The sequence below is a fragment of the Kitasatospora sp. NPDC003701 genome, from assembly GCF_053587085.1.
This window is the reverse complement of record NZ_JBSFNM010000015.1, coordinates 71,704-86,539: the sequence shown is the minus strand read 5'-3', so window position 1 is coordinate 86,539 and position 14,836 is coordinate 71,704. Positions and strand designations below refer to the sequence as shown.

The following is a 14,836-nucleotide window of genomic DNA, read 5'->3' as shown; positions in this document are numbered from 1 at the left end:
TCAGGGGCGGGAGAGCAGCGGAGCCGCCCGGAGCACCTCGCGGATCGCGACCCGGTCGCCGTGCTCGCCGACCGGCACCCGGTCCGGGTCGCGGTGCGCGGCCGCCAGCTGACAGAACTCCAGCCCGTCCAGGACCATCGAGGCCACCGGCTCGCCGGGCGGCCCGTACTCCGGACCGTCCAGCGGTATCAGCCACTCGCCGGCGGCCGGTCCGTCGATCACCAGCCGCACCTGGCGCCCGGGCCGGACCCGGCCGTCGGGCGACCCGCCCGCGGGTGCCCCGGCGAGTTCGGGCCGGGCGGCGCGCAGCCCCGCCAGTGCCATCGGGAGCATCCGCACCGCCAGGTCGACCATCTGCCGCAGGTGCTGCGGCGCCGGCGGGGCGTACGGGTAGGCGACCGCGCGGGCCACGTCCTCGCCGTGGACGTAGCACTCGAAGGCCCGGTCGACGAAGGCGTCGCGCAGCGGGACGGTGACCGGGCCGAAGTCCACGGGCGTGTTGCCCTGCGGGGCCAACGCGGCGGTGCGGACCAGCTCGTGGCAGTGCCGCCGCCACCGGGCCCGGACCCGCTGCGGCGGCTGCCCGGCCTGCTCGGCGGTCAGCCGGGCGGTGCGCTCGGCGATCCCGGCCCAGGGCGGTCCGCTCTGCCGGGGCACCCGGGGGAGCGCCGGAGCGGGCTCCTGCGGCGGCACCCGGCGGTCGGCCGCCGGTGCGGCGCCGCCCGGGACGGGGTCGGGCAGGCCGAGGGCGAGCGCCACGTAGCCGTCCACGGCGGCGAGATGGCAGAGCACCTCGGCCGGGCGCAGGTACTCGGTGCCGCCGTGCCACGGGAGTTCGGCGACCTCCTGCCACTCCTCGGGGCCGAGGTCGCGCAGCAGCGCGTCGAGCTTGGCGGTCTCCGCGGCGTAGGGAACGCCCCAGGCGGGGACGGGCAGTTCGGCCGGGCGCCGGGCCAGGCACCAGTCGAGCACCTGCTGGCGCAGCGGGCCGGGCTGGTCGAGCGGTTCGTCGGCGGAGAGCCAGCCGGCCGCGTCCCGCAGCCGGGCGGCCTCCTCGGCACAGGCCGGGCAGCTCCGCAGGTGCTGCTCCAACTCGGCGGCCTCGCGGCGCGGGCAGGCACCCAGGGCCCAGGCGCCGAGCAGCGAGCGCAGGGCCTCGTGCTGCTCCTCGGTGATCGTCACGTGCCCCCGCCCTCGTTCCCGTGGCGCTGTCCGTCGTGCTGCCGGCCGTCGTGCCGCCGGTCCTGGTGGCGCTGATCGCCGTGCCGCTCTTCGCCGTGCTGCTGTCCGTCGTGCCGCTGTTCCTCGTGGAGCTGCCCGTCGTGGCGCTGCCCGTCGTGGTGCGGGGCTTCCTGCCGCGGCCCGCCGTTGCACCCGTCGTGCCGGCGGCAGTCGGGGTGGCCCGCCTGCCGCTGGTGGGCGCGCTCCTCGGCGAGTTCGGTGGCCAGCAGCTCCAGGCCGAGCCGCATCCGCTGCTTGGCGGTCTGCTCGCTGATCCCGAGCCGGCGGGCCGTCTCCTGGTAGGTGCGGCCGTCGTAGTACGACACGGCGATGGTCTCACGCAGGCTCTGCGGCAGGGACTCCACCACGTACTGGACGCGGGCGGCCGTGGCCACGGCCCGGATCTCCTCCTCGGCGGGCCCGGCGAGGACGCCCGTGCCGCCGGTGCCGTCCACGCCGTCGCCGACGGGCGGCGCCTCGGCCGCGCGCCGGACCCGCAGGCGGTCGACGGCGCGGCTGTGCGTGAGGGCGCCGAGCCAGGAGCGGAGCGAGCCCTGGGCGGGGTCGAACGCCTCGGGGTGCTCCCAGACATGGGCGAATATCTCGCGGGTGAGCTGGGCGGCGGCGGCCTGGTCGGCGAGTATCCGCCCGGCCAGCCCGTGCACCATCGGCGCGAGCTGGTCGTACAGTTCGCCCAGGGCCGTCTCCTCGCCCCGGGCGAGGCGCCGCTGGAGTTGCTCGTCCCAGCGCGGGGCGCTGCCGGGGGTGGCCATCGGTAACCACCCTCCTGCCGTGGGGTTCGCTGCCGTGCCCAACGCTATCCTGCGGCCTTCCGGGAGCGGGCGGATTCGGTGCGGAATGGAACGCGTAGTTTCGGATCGTCACATCGTGGGATCTGCCGTCGATCCCGCTGTTCGAAGGCCGTTGGACATATGTCGCACGGGTGGTTCGCGAGTGGCGGGCGCTGCGTCCGGGGCGTCCGGCGGTAGGTTCGCCACTGCATGTCCGGCAGGTCGGCCCGGGCCGGACGATCGCCGGTGCGAGGCTCGCGAGAGTGAACGGGACAGTATGCACTGCCCTGTCCCCCGATCGCTGGAATATGCCCGAAGCGCTTGCTGCGGTCCGCCCGTCGAACCATCCTGAGGCGTATTCGTGTCGCAGCCGGAGCGCGACGGACGAGATGGCGTGGGCACGACGTACCGGGTGTGACGTACGGCGGCCCGGCCTGCGGCGGCCCGGCGGATGCCGGGACCAGCCGGCTGGACGATCCGGCCCGATCGAGACGATGGCCGAACTGCGAGTGCGGGTGGTGGAGCGGTGCAGGTTCTTCAGGTACAGCTTGCGGTGCAGGCGGACCCCGCCGAGGTCGGCCGGGCCCGCCGTTGGGTGCGCTCACGGCTGCTCAACCACGGCGTGGACCCGGACGCGCCGATCGCCGAGACGGTCGTCCTGGTCGTCTCCGAGCTGGTGACCAACGCCGTGGTGCACACCGGCTGTCCGGCCGTCCTGAGGCTCTGCTTCCCGGTCGACGGACCCCTGGCGGGGGGCGGCTCCCCGGTGCCCGGCGGCCCGGCGGACGGGACGGGCTGCGGCGCGCTGCGCGAGGCGGCCGCCATCGGCCCGCTCCGGGTCGAGGTCGCGGACGCCAGCCAGGCCGCCCCCGCTCCCCGGCACGCGGGCCCGGACGCCGACGCCACCAACGGGCGCGGCCTGGAGCTGGTCGAGCTGCTCTGCGACCGCTGGGGCTGGTATCCGGACGGTTCCGGCAAGCGGGTCTGGTGCGAGATCGGCGCCGACGCCCGGCCGGTGGACCCGCTGACCGCCGTGGACTGGGCCGCGCTGGCCCAGTGACGGCCCGACGATCAACGGGCCGAAACCTGACGCAACCATTCCGAATTTCGGACAACCCATTGACGTGACGTATTCGACTGATCACTCTTGGGAGCAGCTCTCCGTTGCGAGGGGACGCCGAGGGAACACCCGAACGCCGCTGCGGTGCTGCTGTCCAGGGGGATCATGTCAGCAGGGGGGCCGTGGTACGCCGATCGCGCGGTGGCTCCTTGGCGAGTGCGGTGGGCTTTGCGCGGGTTCAGGGCCCGTGCTTCGCGATTGGATGGCGGCGGGCCGTGCCGTGCTCGGGGTGCGTGCGGCCTGCCGCCGTCCAATTCGTCCACGTCGAGGGGCCGGTTTCGGTCACTCGCCGGCCGGGTCGTCCGCCGGTCCGGCCGCCCGTCAGCGTGACTGCTCCGCCGACCGGAAGGTGCGCCGGTACGCGCTCGGCGCGACGTCCAGGCGCCCGCGCAGCCGCAGCCGGAGCGAGGCCGCCGTGCCGAAGCCGGACTCCCGGGCGACCTGGTCGATCGTCAGGTCCGTGCTCTCCAGCAACTGGCGGGCGCGCTCGGCGCGCTGCACCGTCAGCCACTGGCCCGGGCTGCTGCCCGTCTCCTCGCGGAACCGCCGGGTGAAGGTCCGCACGCTCATGCCCGCCCGGTCGGCGAGCAGGCGCAGCGGTAGCGGCCGGTCCAGGTGTTCCAGCGCCCAGGCGCGGACGGCGGCGGCGCCGGGGCCGGCGTCGACGGCCGGGTGGGGGAGTTCCACGTACTGTTTCTGGCCGCCTTCGCGCCAGGGCGGGACCAGGCAGGTGCGGGCCACCGCGTTGGCCACCGCGCTGCCGTGGTCGCGGCGCACGATGTGCAGGCAGAGGTCGATGCCGGCCGCCACCCCGCCCGAGGTGAGCACGGATCCGTCGTCGGTGAACAGCACGTCCGGATCGAGCCGGACCTTGGGGTAGAGGGCGGCGAAGCGCTCGGTGTAGCGCCAGTGGGTGGTGGCCGGACGGCCGTCCAGCAGGCCGGCGGCCGCCAGGACGAAGGAGCCGGTGCAGATCGACACCAGCCGGGTGCCGGGCCGGATCCGGGCCAGGGCGGCGGTCAGGGCGGGGCCGAGGTCGGCGTCGACCTGCCGCGGGCCCGGGTCCGCGGAGGCCGGGATCACCACGGTGTCGGCCCACTCCAGGAGTTCGGGTCCGTGGTCGACGGCGATCCGGAAGTCCGTGCTGGTGGGGACGGGCCGGCCGTCCACGGTGCAGGTGGCCACCTGGTAGTGGGGGACGCCGTCGGCGTCCTTGGCCGACTCGAAGATCCTTGCCGGGATGCCCAGTTCGAAGGCGATCACCCCGTCGAGTGCCAGTACCGCGACCTTGTGCGCCATCGTCCGCCCCTCCGCTCCCTGCCGGTACCCGCCGCGGGGCCGCCGCCGGCCGGGTCCCGCGTGCCGGATCCGTCGGCCGGGCCCCGCGTCCCGGTTCGCCGACCAGCGTACGCCGGGCCGCTGGCCCGATTCTTGCGAAAGCTGGCAGTCAGGCCACTCGTGGCCGTTCGCCCTGTTCGGGAGACTCGGCCGGGTGAACGAACGCAACGCCCCCACGCCGGGCCCCGCCCCCACGCCGGGCCCGACCGTCACACCGGACCCCGCGCCGGGCCCCGCCCCGGCCGGTCCTCCGAAGCCGGGCCGGGCCGGCCGGCCCCGGCTGCACTATGCCTGGGTGGTCGCCGCCGTCTCCCTGCTGGTCCTGCTCGGGTCGGCCGGGTTCCGCTCCGCGCCCAGCCTGATGATGGACGCGCTGCACAACGAGTTCGGCTGGTCGATGGGGACGATCTCCAGCGCCACCTCGGTCAACCTCGCCCTCTACGGCCTCACCGCCCCGTTCGCCGCCGCGCTGATGGACCGTTTCGGCGTCCGGCTGGTGGTGGTCTGCGCGCTGCTGACCATCTCGGTCGGCTCCGGGCTCACCATGCTGATGCGCGAGCCCTGGCAACTGGTGCTCTGCTGGGGGGTGTTGGTGGGCCTGGGCAGCGGCTCGATGGCCGGGGCCTTCGCCACCACCGTCACCGGCCGCTGGTTCCGCGCCCGCCAGGGCCTGGTCACCGGCGTGCTCACGGCCGCCGGCGCGGCCGGCAACCTGATCTTCCTGCCGGTCGGCGCCTGGCTGGTCGAGCAGCACGGCTGGCGCTCGGCGGTCGTCGTCGTCTCGCTGGCGGCCAGTGCCGTGGCCGTCCCGGTGCTGCTCCTGATGCGCGAGCGCCCCGCCGACCTCGGCCTGTTCCCGTACGGCGCGACCGAGGCTCCGCCCGCGCCGACGGCCGACAACCGGGCGCTGGCCCGCTCGCTGCGGGTGCTCCGCGAGGCCTCCCGCAGCCGCGCCTTCTGGCTGCTCGCGGCCTCCTTCGCGATCTGCGGCGCGACCACCAACGGCCTGGTCGGCACCCACTTCATCCCCGCCGCCCACGACCACGGGCTGCCGGTGACCACGGCGGCGAGCCTGCTCGCGCTGATCGGGATCTTCGACGTGGTCGGCACGATCGCCAGTGGCTGGTTCACCGACCGCCTCGACTCCCGGACGCTGCTGGTCGCCTACTACGCGCTGCGCGGGCTCTCGCTGGTCCTGCTGCCGCAGCTGTTCGCCGGCTCGCTGGAGCCGCCGATCCTGGCCTTCGTGATCTTCTACGGTCTGGACTGGGTGGCCACCGTGCCGCCGACCGTCGCGCTCTGCCGCCGGCACTTCGGCGACGACGCGCCGATCGTCTTCGGCTGGGTGCTGGCCTGCCACCAGCTCGGCGCGGCCGCGGTGGCCGGGCTGGCCGGCCTCGCCCGGGACGCGCTCGGCACCTATGACCTCGCCTGGTACGCGGCCGGCGGGCTCTGCGCCGTCGCCGTCCTGCTCTGCCTGGCCCTGCGGGGGACGGCGCCGGTCCGGCCGGTCGCCGCCCTGCCGTCATGAGCCCGTCGTGAGCGGCGGCTAGGCTCGGCAGCCATGACGCTCGCCTTCACCCTCGATCCCGGGACCGGTCCCGATCTGCGCTCCGACATCGTCCGGCTCTGGACCGACGTCACCAACGCCGGCGGCGCGGTCGGCTTCGTGGCGCCGGTCACGGCGGACGAGGTCTGGAAGACCGCCGACGCGCAGTTCGACGGCGTCGCGCCGAACGGGCCGGACCGGCTGCTGATCGCGCACGAGCGGGAGAGCGGCCGGCTCGCCGCCCTGCTGTTCTTCGACTCCATGCGGTTCGGTCCGATGGACCACTGGCGGATGCTCAAGCGGGTCATGGTCCACCCCGACTTCCAGGGGCGCGGCTACGGCGCCGAGCTGATGGCCGAGGCCGAGCGGGTGGCCCGGGCCTGGGGGCTGGAGGGGCTGCGGCTGACCCTGCGCGGCGGCCTCGGCCTGGAGACCTTCTACGGCCGCTGCGGCTACACCGAGGTCGGCCGGGTCCCCGCCGCGATCCGGGTGGCTCCCGGCGACGACCGCGACGACGTCACGATGTGGCTCGACCTGCGCTGACGGCGCGGGCCGCGCGACGGCCGGACGCGGGGACGGGGACGGCGGCGGGCGTGGGGACGGGCGACCCGTTCCCCGCGCGGTCCGTCGGGCATGCTTCACTGGGAGACCGGTCCAGCCCCCCGCGCAGAGAAGGATGTGTCCTCCGTGAGCAGCAATGTGAGCAACAAGTCCCACGCCACGCTCCGTTACACCTCCCTGCGGGTCAGCATCTTCCTCGGCTGCCTGCTGGTCGCCCTGCTGCTGGGCCACTTCCAGGTCATCCCGGTCAAGGGACAGACCGGCGCGATCTTCCTGTTCCTGGTGGCCGCCGTGGTCTCGGCACCGCTGAGCTACGTCCTGCTGAGCCGCCAGCGCGACGAGATGTCGGCCCAGATCTCCGGCAAGGTCGACGGCATCCGCAACCGGACCGCGGAGCGGATCGCCAGCCAGAACGCCGAGGAGGACGCGGCCGACGACGCCGTGCGCGCCACCGCCGTGCAGGGCTGACCCGCACCGCCGCCGTGCCCGCCCCCGATCCCGATCCACGGCCCGAGCCGCCCGCGGACCCGCCGTCCGACTCGCCGGCCGGGCCGCCGTCCGGGCCCGCCCCGGCACAGGGCGAGAGCGCCAGCGGCACCTGGCCGGCCCCGGTCCGCAAGCCCACCGGGCGGGACGTCGCCCGGCTCGCCGGGGTCTCGCAGGCCACCGTCTCGCTGGTGTTCTCCGGCCCCGAGGCCGGCCGCCGGGTCTCGGACGCCACCCGTGAACGCGTCCGGGAGGCGGCCCGCAGCCTCGGCTACCGCCCGCAGGCGGCCGGCCGGCAACTGCGGCTCGGCCGCAGCGGCATGATCCTGCTGGCCGTGCCGAACATCCTCGGCCCGTTCTTCGGCCGGGTGCTGGAGGGCGTCCACGAGGAGGCCGGCCGGCACGGCCTGGCCGTCGTGGTCAGCTCCGGCTGGGGGAGCGCCACCCTCGCCGACGCGGCCACCACCAGCCGGTTCGACGGCCTGCTGATCTGTTCCCCGGACGACAGCCAGCTCGGCGAGCTGCCCTCCGACACCCCCGCCGTCTTCCTGGACGCCGACCCCGGTACCGACCGGGCCCGCCCGACCGTCGAGCTGGACGTGGCCGGGGGCATGCGCGCCGCCGTCGAGCACCTGGCCGGGCTGGGCCACCGGCGGATCGGCCGGCTGCGCTCCACCCACTCCGCCTACACCTTCCGGGTCCGCCAGGCCGCGTTCGAGCAGGCCGCCGAGGCGCTCGGCCTGGAGGTGGTCGAGCTGGGCGTCAGCCTCAACGAGGGCCAGCCCGCCGCCCGCAGCGCCGCCCGCCGGCTGCTGGAGGGCCCCGACCGCCCGCACGCGGTGATCTGCGACGACGACGTGGTGGCCTCCGGGGTCTACCAGGCGGCCGCCGAACTGGGCCTGCGGGTGCCGGGGGACCTCTCGGTGGTCGGGATCGACAACATCCCGGTGGCCGAGCTGCTCACCCCGCCGCTCACCACCGTCGACCTCCCCGGTGAGGAGCTGGGCCGGGCCGGGGTCGCGGCCCTCGCCGACCTGCTCCGCGGCGAGCCGGTCGTGCCGGTCGCGCCGCTGGCGACCTCGCTGGTGCTGCGCTCCTCGACCGCGTCCGCCACCCTCCGCGTCGGGTAGGTCCGCCGTCGCCGTCTCCGCGCCTCCGTCGGCACCGCTGCCACCGGAAAGGGCCGTTCGGACTAGTTCGAACAGGTGAAATACCGTCAGGATGTCTCGCGCCGCAGCAGTGGGCGAATAAACGGACGATGAGATTTCGCCATGCGGACGCTCCGATCCAGACCTCCACGCCTGCCACGCCTGGCACGGCTGGCCGCCGCCCTCGGGCTGCTAGGCGGCACCCTGCTCACCGGCACCCTGGGTGCCCCGCCCGCCGAGGCCGCCGTCACCTTCACCAAGACGGTCGACAAGGCCACCCCGGTGCCGGGCGAGAACGTCACCTACACCCTGCGCTACACCTGCTCGGTGACCGACTGCACCAACGGGCTGATCACCGACGCGCTGCCGGCCGGGATGGAGTTCGTCGGCTGGACCCCGGACCCGTCGACGGTCGACATCGCCGGATCGACCGTCCCCGCCGCCGGCGCCGTCGGCGGCACCATGGCGATCAAGCTCAAGGAGCTCACCCCGGGCACCACCGCCACCATCACGGTCGTGCTGAAGTACCCCAACTTCTCCACGGCGAACGGGACGAGGAGCACCAACTCCGCCACCCTCACCGCCGACGGCGAGCCGCCGCTGACCGGTACCGCCGACACCACCGCCGTCGTCCAGCCCAGCTACAACGTCACCAAGGGCGTGCAGGGCAGCAGCCAGGACGGCCGCCTGGTGACGTACCAGTTCAGCGCCTGCTCCAGCGCGGGCGTGCCCAACGTCGACCTGGACGCCAGCCGGCTGGTGGACACCCTGCCGGCGGGCGCCGTCGTCGACACCGGCCGCTCGCCCGGCTGGGTCCAGGACCCGCCCGGCTCCACCACCTGGGTCTACGACAACGGAGCCTTCCGGGCCGGCAACGGCCAGGCCGGCTGCCGGATCCCCGGCGTGCTGGTCGTCCACTACCCGGAGGACGCCTTCCCCAGCGGCACCACCGCGCCCAACACCGTGGTGCTCAAGGGCGACCCGCTCGGTGCCGAGCCCGAGCGCGACCTCTCCACCGCCGACACCACCACCCCGGTCTTCCAGCCGCCCGTCACCGGGGTCCAGGTCTCGGCCTCCAAGGTCTGGCAGAACGCGGTGTCCGGCGACATCGCCTCCTTCAGCCTCCGCCCCGGCAACGTGGCCGCCCCCGTCACCGGCCTGGTGATGACCGACCCCGGCAGCGGCACCACCGCCGGCCTCTACAACTGGCTCGCCCCGCAGTCCATCCAGCTGGAGGCGTGGAACCCGACCTCGATCGGTCTGCTGCTGGAGTACCGGCTCGACGGCGACGCCGGCTGGCTGCCGTTCACCCCGGGCAGCCCCTTCAACGGCTCCTCCTCCCGCCGGGTCACCTTCGTCCAGGGGGCCGGGGACCCGGCCAACGACACCCTCGGCATCCCGGCCGGCCGCCGTCTGGACGGGCTGAGGTTCACCTGGACCGGTCCGATCCCCACCGGTTGGAGCCCCGGCAGCGGCGTCCAGGTGCTCGCCCAGGTGATCACCCCCGGCCTCGACGGCCGGCCCGCGCCGGTGCCGCTGCACAACTGCGTCGACGTCCTCGGCACCGACGCCGGCGGCGCGACCTCGGCGGCGAGCGCCTGCGCCGACTCCACCGTCACCGCCGCCACCAACCTGGGCGCCGCCAAGACCACCGTCTCCGGCGCCGTCCTCTCGCCCGGCGGGACCGCCACCTTCCAGGTGATCCCGTACAACCACACCGGCCGCACCCTGGACCGCCCGCTGGTGCTCTACGACCTGCTGCCGCCCGGCATGGTCTACGTCGAGGGCTCGGCCCGCCGCGACACCGGCTGGCCCGACTCGGTGGCGCCCTCGGAGGTCACCGTCCTGCCCGGCCCCGACGGCCGCCAGCTGCTGAGGATGACCTGGCCGGCCGGCAGCCCGGACATGACGTACCTGCACGACAACCTCGCCTACCGCACCCTGATCGACGTCCAGGTGGCCGGCAGCGCCCGGCCCGGTGAGCTCACCAACGACGTCTACGTGACGGCGGACGGCTCCGGCCCGCCGGTGGCCTGCTTCTACTACGGCAACGACACCGGCGTCGCGGACACCCAGGACCTCGACCGCGACGGCGACACCACCGAGCAGCTCTGCCACGCGTCCTCCCGGGTGGAGGTGCAGGTGCCGGCCGTGCTGCGGGCCTTCAAGGAGGTCAAGGGCGACCGGGACGCCGACTACGGCAGCACCGGCACCGCCACCCCGGGCGGGCAGATCTCCTACCGGATGACCGTCCGCAACGACTCGCCGGACCCGGTGACCGACTTCGTCGCCTACGACAAGCTGCCGGTGCCCGGCGACGGCTATGTGCTGCGCCCGGACACCCCGCGCGGCTCCGCCTGGACGCCGTCGCTGGTGCAGCCGCTGGTCGCGAGCGACCCGACCGTGGTGATCGAGTACACCACCTCCGCCGACCCCTGCCTGCCCGGCGAGTTCGCCGTGGCCGGGCCGTGCGACGCCGGTGCGCAGTGGAGCACCACGTTCCCCGGTCCCGGGGCGGCGACCTGGTTCCGGGTGCGGCGGCCCGGTGCGCTGGAGTCCGGCGGCCAGTTCACGCTCACCTGGTCGATGATCGCCTCGATCGACGCCGGGGAGTCGGACTTCGCCTGGAACAGCTTCGCCTACACCGCGACCGACTCCGACGGCCGCCCGCTGCTGCCCGCCGAGCCCGCCAAGGTCGGCGTCGGCGTGGAGTGGCCGACCCCGCCGGACAACGCGCTCGGCGACTTCGTCTGGAACGACCTGAACAAGGACGGCGTGCAGCAGCCCGGCGAGCCGGGCCTGCCCGGCGTCCGGGTCGAACTGCTGGACGGCTCCGGGCGGGTCGTGCGGGACAAGGACGGCAAGCCGGTCGCGACGGTGACCGACGCGGGCGGGCACTACCTGTTCGAGCGGCTGCCGGACGGCGACTACGCCGTCCGCTTCGACCTGGCGACGCTTCCGAAGGACGCCACGGTGACGCAGCGGGCGGCCGGGAACGACCGCGCCCTGGACTCCGACGCGGACCCGGCGACCGGCGTCACCCAGGTGGTGCGGCTGGCCGGCGGGGCACGGGATCTCGACCTCGACCTGGGCGTGGTGGTGCCGGTGCCGCCGTCCCCGTCGCCGTCCCCCACGCCGTCCCCCACGCCGTCGCCGACGCCGACGCCTTCACCGACGCACTCGCCGACGGTGAGCCCGTCCCCGTCCCCGTCCCCGACCCCGTCGTGGTCGCCGTCGTGGTCGCCCTCGCCGTCCGCGTCCACGAGTGAGCCCTGGTCGCCGACGCACTCGCCGCACCCGTCGCACCCGTCGCACTCGACACCGGGCCACGGCGGCGAACTGCCCGGCACCGGTGGCGGCGTCGGCGCCCTCGTGGGCATGCTCGGCGCGGCCGTCCTCGGCGCCGGCCTGCTGCTCGCCCTGATCGCCTGGGGAGGTCGCGGCCGCCACAGCTGATCGAGGCCGGGGACGCCCTCACGGGCGACCCCGGTGAAGAGTGACTGCGCCCGTCGGCCAGACCACCCGGTCCGACGGGCGCAGTCACGTCCTGGGGTGGTTCAGCCCACCGGTACCGGCCGGGCCACCGGGGCCACCGGCAGGGGCTGGAACCAGCGGCGGGCGCCGAACAGCAGCAGCCCGCCCAGCGCGATCCCGCCGGCCGCGCAGAGCGCCACCGGGCGCAGCGAGTCCTCCGCGAGGTTGCCGGAGACGGCGTAGCCGAGCGAGTTGCCGGTCGCGAACAGCGTCACCAGCCAGGCGAACGCCTCGGTCACCGTGCCGACCGGGGCCAGCTCGGCGACCAGCACGAACGCGGCCGCCAGCAGCGGCGCCAGCCCGATCCCGGAGAGGAAGGCCAGCGCGGCCATCGCGTACGGCCCGGGCAGCAGCACCAGCGGCAGGTAGGAGACGGCCATCCCCAGCGCCATCACCCAGGTGCGGGTCGCCGTGCTGCTGCGCCACCGCACCGCGCCGTACCCGAGCGCGCCGAGCAGTCCGCCCAGCGCGGCCAGCGCCAGGAGCGTCCCCGCGCCGCCCGGCAGGCCGCCCTCGTGCGCCTCCGCGTAGGCGATGAACAGGACGTTCTGGGCGCCGACCGCCCAGCCGGCGCCGGCCAGGCCGATCAGCAGCAGCACCAGGCCCGGGGAGCGGAGCGGTCCGAGCAGGCCGGCCGAGTGGGCGCGCGGCGGCGCCTGCCAGGCCCGGGCCGGTCCGGCGGTGGCCACCACCAGGGCCCCGGCCAGCCCCAGCCCGGCCGCCACCCAGAGCGCCGCGACCGGGCTGAACGCGCCCGCGATCCCGGCCACCGCGAGCGGGCCGGCCACGTAGAGGATCTGCTGCGAGGCGGAGTCGAAGGCGTACGCGGTGTCGAGCTGCTCCTCCTCGACGACATCCGGCCACAGCGAGCGCAGGCAGGGTTCGAGCGGCGGCATGGCCAGCCCGGCGATCGCGGCGCCGACCGGCGCGGCCAGCGCCGATCCCGGCGCGAGCGCCAGCAGCGCGTACCCGCCGCCCGCGACCACGGCGGAGGCGAGCAGGACCCGGGGCTGCCCGGTGCGGTCCACGATCCGGCCCAGCACCGGCCCGCCCACGGCGGCCGAGATCGCGTAGGCGGCGGTGGCCAGCCCGATCCGGCTGTACGGGGTGCCGGCCTCGCGCAGGGCCAGCGCGATCACCAGGGCGGTCATGCCGGCGGGCAGGCGGCCGAGCAGGGTGCCGAGGAGCAGGCGGCTGACGTGCGGGGCACGGAGCAGGGCGAGATAGCCCATGGACGGTTCTCCGGGTCTGGGCAGGGGTGAGTGGGGGCCGCCATCCAAGTTATACGTATAACTGCCGAGCGGTCAATCGGACCGATTCGACGATCTGATGGTGCGTCAGCCTCGTTCGTGTCCGGATTTACCCTTGCGCCGTCCACATCTCAAACAAGTACTTTGAACATCTCAAACCTTTACTGCTAACGTATCGGCCATGACCACCTCAGGAGCAGCGCGGATGCACGGCTTGGGCTCGATGCCCACGGCCGCCCGCGCGTGCTGCCTGACGGGTGCTGTGGACAGCCCGCGCCGTTGTCGCGCCATGAGCTGTATTCAGGCGGCACGCCCCTGACGGGGCCGAGTCCTCCCCGTCCGGCCCACCCGCCGTGCCGCCTTCCTCGCCTCACCTCACCGTCAGCAACGCCCTCCCCGGAGCCGCACCGTCATGTCCACAGCGCCTGAGGCGACCTCGTCGCCGTCCGTGCTCGCCAGAATCCGCAAGACCCCGTTCTGGGTCCAGATCGTCGCCGGCCTCGTGTTCGGTGTCGGCCTCGGCTACCTGGCCCGCGCGGCCGACATCTCCTGGCTGGCCACCACCCTGGAGACCATCGGCAAGATCTTCGTCCAGCTGCTGAAGCTGGCCGTCCCGCCGCTCGTCTTCACCGCGATCGTGGTGTCCGTCGCCAACCTGCGCAACGTCACCAACGCGGCCCGGCTGGCCGTCCGGACGCTGCTCTGGTTCCTGATCACCTCGCTGATCGCCGTCGCGATCGGCCTGGGCCTGGGCCTGCTGACCAACCCGGGCGAGGGCACCGACCTCAAGACCGAGGGCCTCAAGGCGCCGAAGTCCACCGGTAGCTGGATCGACTTCCTGACCGGCATCTTCCCGACCAACATCGTCACCGCCTTCACCGAGGTCGAGGTCCTCCAGATCGTCTTCCTGGCGGTCGTGACCGGCGCGGCGATCATCAAGCTGGGCAGCAGGGCCGAGCCCGTCCTCAAGCTCAGCGAGTCCGTGCTGGAGCTGGTCCAGACCGCCCTCTGGTGGGTCATCCGGCTCTCCCCGCTCGGCACCCTCGGCCTGATCGGCAAGTCCGTCGCCAAGTACGGCTGGGACCTGCTGGAGCCCTTCGCCACGCTGACCATCGACGTCTACGTCGGCTGCGCGCTGGTGCTGTTCGGGGTCTACTCCCTGCTGCTGAAGTTCGTCGGCGGTCTCAACCCGCTCAACTTCTTCAAGGGCGCCTGGCCCGCCATCCAGCTGGCCTTCGTCTCCCGCTCCTCGGTCGGCACGCTGCCGGTCACCCGTCGGGTCACCGAGCGCCTCGGCGTCCCGAGCGAGTACGCCTCGTTCGCCGTGCCCTTCGGCGCGACCACGAAGATGGACGGCTGCGCCGCGATCTACCCCTCGCTGGCCGCGATCTTCGTCGCCCAGGTCTACGGCATCGACCTCGGCATCAAGGACTACCTGCTGATCGCCTTCGTCTCGGTCATCGGCTCGGCCGCCACCGCGGGCCTCACCGGCGCGATCGTGATGCTGACCCTGACCCTCTCCACCCTGGGTCTGCCCCTGGAGGGCGTCGGCCTCCTCCTCGCGATCGACCCGATCCTCGACATGGTCCGCACCGCGACCAACGTCGCCGGCCAGGCCGTCGTGCCGATCCTGGTGGCGGCCCGCGAGAAGACCCTCGACCTGGTCGCCTACAACAACCCGCACGGCGACCTGTACGAGGACGCCCCCGCGGTCACCGTCCCGGCGCAGGCCTCCGCGAAGGCCACCGCCGCGGCCTGACGACCGCGCACAACGGCCGACGGGCCCTCTCCCCGGTGCGGGGAGAGGGCCCGTTTCCGTCGGTTCAGCGAACCGTCGG

General features: G+C 74.4%; 11 protein-coding genes. 7 read left to right on the top strand and 4 right to left on the bottom strand.

Annotated features, from left to right (window positions below; genetic code table 11):
• The gene (locus tag ACWDRR_RS16735; protein ID WP_449772924.1) at nucleotides 1-1,182 is read right to left on the bottom strand and encodes a zf-HC2 domain-containing protein; all 1,182 of its coding nucleotides are present in this window, start codon (nucleotides 1,180-1,182) and stop codon (nucleotides 1-3) included.
• Nucleotides 1,179-1,994, bottom strand: coding sequence for a sigma-70 family RNA polymerase sigma factor (locus ACWDRR_RS16730; RefSeq protein ID WP_449772923.1), 816 nt, complete (start codon nucleotides 1,992-1,994; stop codon nucleotides 1,179-1,181). The genes ACWDRR_RS16735 and ACWDRR_RS16730 overlap by 4 nt, the downstream gene beginning before the upstream one ends.
• A gap of 544 nt (nucleotides 1,995-2,538) precedes the next feature.
• Here ACWDRR_RS16730 and ACWDRR_RS16725 point away from each other — a divergent pair.
• Complete coding sequence (locus ACWDRR_RS16725) at nucleotides 2,539-3,072, top strand: ATP-binding protein (protein ID WP_449772922.1); 534 nt, start codon at nucleotides 2,539-2,541, stop codon at nucleotides 3,070-3,072.
• Between the two features lie 381 nt (nucleotides 3,073-3,453).
• Here ACWDRR_RS16725 and ACWDRR_RS16720 read toward each other — a convergent pair whose 3' ends face one another.
• Entirely contained in the window at nucleotides 3,454-4,431 is a 978-nt protein-coding gene (locus tag ACWDRR_RS16720; protein ID WP_449772921.1) for a GlxA family transcriptional regulator, read from the bottom strand.
• A 193-nt stretch (nucleotides 4,432-4,624) separates the two neighbouring features.
• Here ACWDRR_RS16720 and ACWDRR_RS16715 point away from each other — a divergent pair, with 193 nt between their 5' ends.
• From ACWDRR_RS16715 to ACWDRR_RS16695, 5 genes are all read left to right on the top strand, one after another.
• Nucleotides 4,625-6,001, top strand: a complete 1,377-nt coding sequence (locus ACWDRR_RS16715; protein WP_449772920.1) for an MFS transporter — start codon at nucleotides 4,625-4,627, stop codon at nucleotides 5,999-6,001.
• Nucleotides 6,002-6,034: 33 nt separating this feature from the next.
• Nucleotides 6,035-6,562 carry an N-acetyltransferase family protein gene (locus ACWDRR_RS16710; protein WP_449772919.1) on the top strand — a complete coding sequence of 176 codons (528 nt, stop codon included), beginning with the start codon at nucleotides 6,035-6,037 and terminating at the stop codon, nucleotides 6,560-6,562.
• A 144-nt stretch (nucleotides 6,563-6,706) separates the two neighbouring features.
• Nucleotides 6,707-7,048, top strand: coding sequence for a DUF4229 domain-containing protein (locus tag ACWDRR_RS16705; RefSeq protein ID WP_449772918.1), 342 nt, complete (start codon nucleotides 6,707-6,709; stop codon nucleotides 7,046-7,048).
• A gap of 14 nt (nucleotides 7,049-7,062) precedes the next feature.
• Nucleotides 7,063-8,196, top strand: a complete 1,134-nt coding sequence (locus ACWDRR_RS16700; RefSeq protein ID WP_449772917.1) for a LacI family DNA-binding transcriptional regulator — start codon at nucleotides 7,063-7,065, stop codon at nucleotides 8,194-8,196.
• A gap of 141 nt (nucleotides 8,197-8,337) precedes the next feature.
• Nucleotides 8,338-11,670, top strand: a complete 3,333-nt coding sequence (locus ACWDRR_RS16695) for an SdrD B-like domain-containing protein (protein ID WP_449772916.1) — start codon at nucleotides 8,338-8,340, stop codon at nucleotides 11,668-11,670.
• A 101-nt stretch (nucleotides 11,671-11,771) separates the two neighbouring features.
• Here the strand turns inward: ACWDRR_RS16695 and ACWDRR_RS16690 are convergent, their stop codons facing one another.
• Complete coding sequence (locus ACWDRR_RS16690) at nucleotides 11,772-12,980, bottom strand: MFS transporter (protein ID WP_449772915.1); 1,209 nt, start codon at nucleotides 12,978-12,980, stop codon at nucleotides 11,772-11,774.
• A 430-nt stretch (nucleotides 12,981-13,410) separates the two neighbouring features.
• Between ACWDRR_RS16690 and ACWDRR_RS16685 the strand changes: the two genes are divergently transcribed.
• Nucleotides 13,411-14,757, top strand: a complete 1,347-nt coding sequence (locus ACWDRR_RS16685) for a dicarboxylate/amino acid:cation symporter (RefSeq protein WP_449772914.1) — start codon at nucleotides 13,411-13,413, stop codon at nucleotides 14,755-14,757.
• Nucleotides 14,758-14,836 lie beyond the last annotated feature (79 nt).

Excerpts from the sequence above, each read along its gene's own strand:
- ACWDRR_RS16685 (WP_449772914.1), top strand. The coding sequence starts at position 13,411 with ATGTCCACAGCGCCTGAGGCGACCTCGTCGCCGTCCGTGCTCGCCAGA.
- ACWDRR_RS16710 (WP_449772919.1), top strand. The coding sequence starts at position 6,035 with ATGACGCTCGCCTTCACCCTCGATCCCGGGACCGGTCCCGATCTGCGC.
- ACWDRR_RS16730 (WP_449772923.1), bottom strand. The coding sequence starts at position 1,994 with ATGGCCACCCCCGGCAGCGCCCCGCGCTGGGACGAGCAACTCCAGCGG.
- ACWDRR_RS16690 (WP_449772915.1), bottom strand. The coding sequence starts at position 12,980 with ATGGGCTATCTCGCCCTGCTCCGTGCCCCGCACGTCAGCCGCCTGCTC.
- ACWDRR_RS16720 (WP_449772921.1), bottom strand. The coding sequence starts at position 4,431 with ATGGCGCACAAGGTCGCGGTACTGGCACTCGACGGGGTGATCGCCTTC.
- ACWDRR_RS16695 (WP_449772916.1), top strand. The coding sequence starts at position 8,338 with ATGCGGACGCTCCGATCCAGACCTCCACGCCTGCCACGCCTGGCACGG.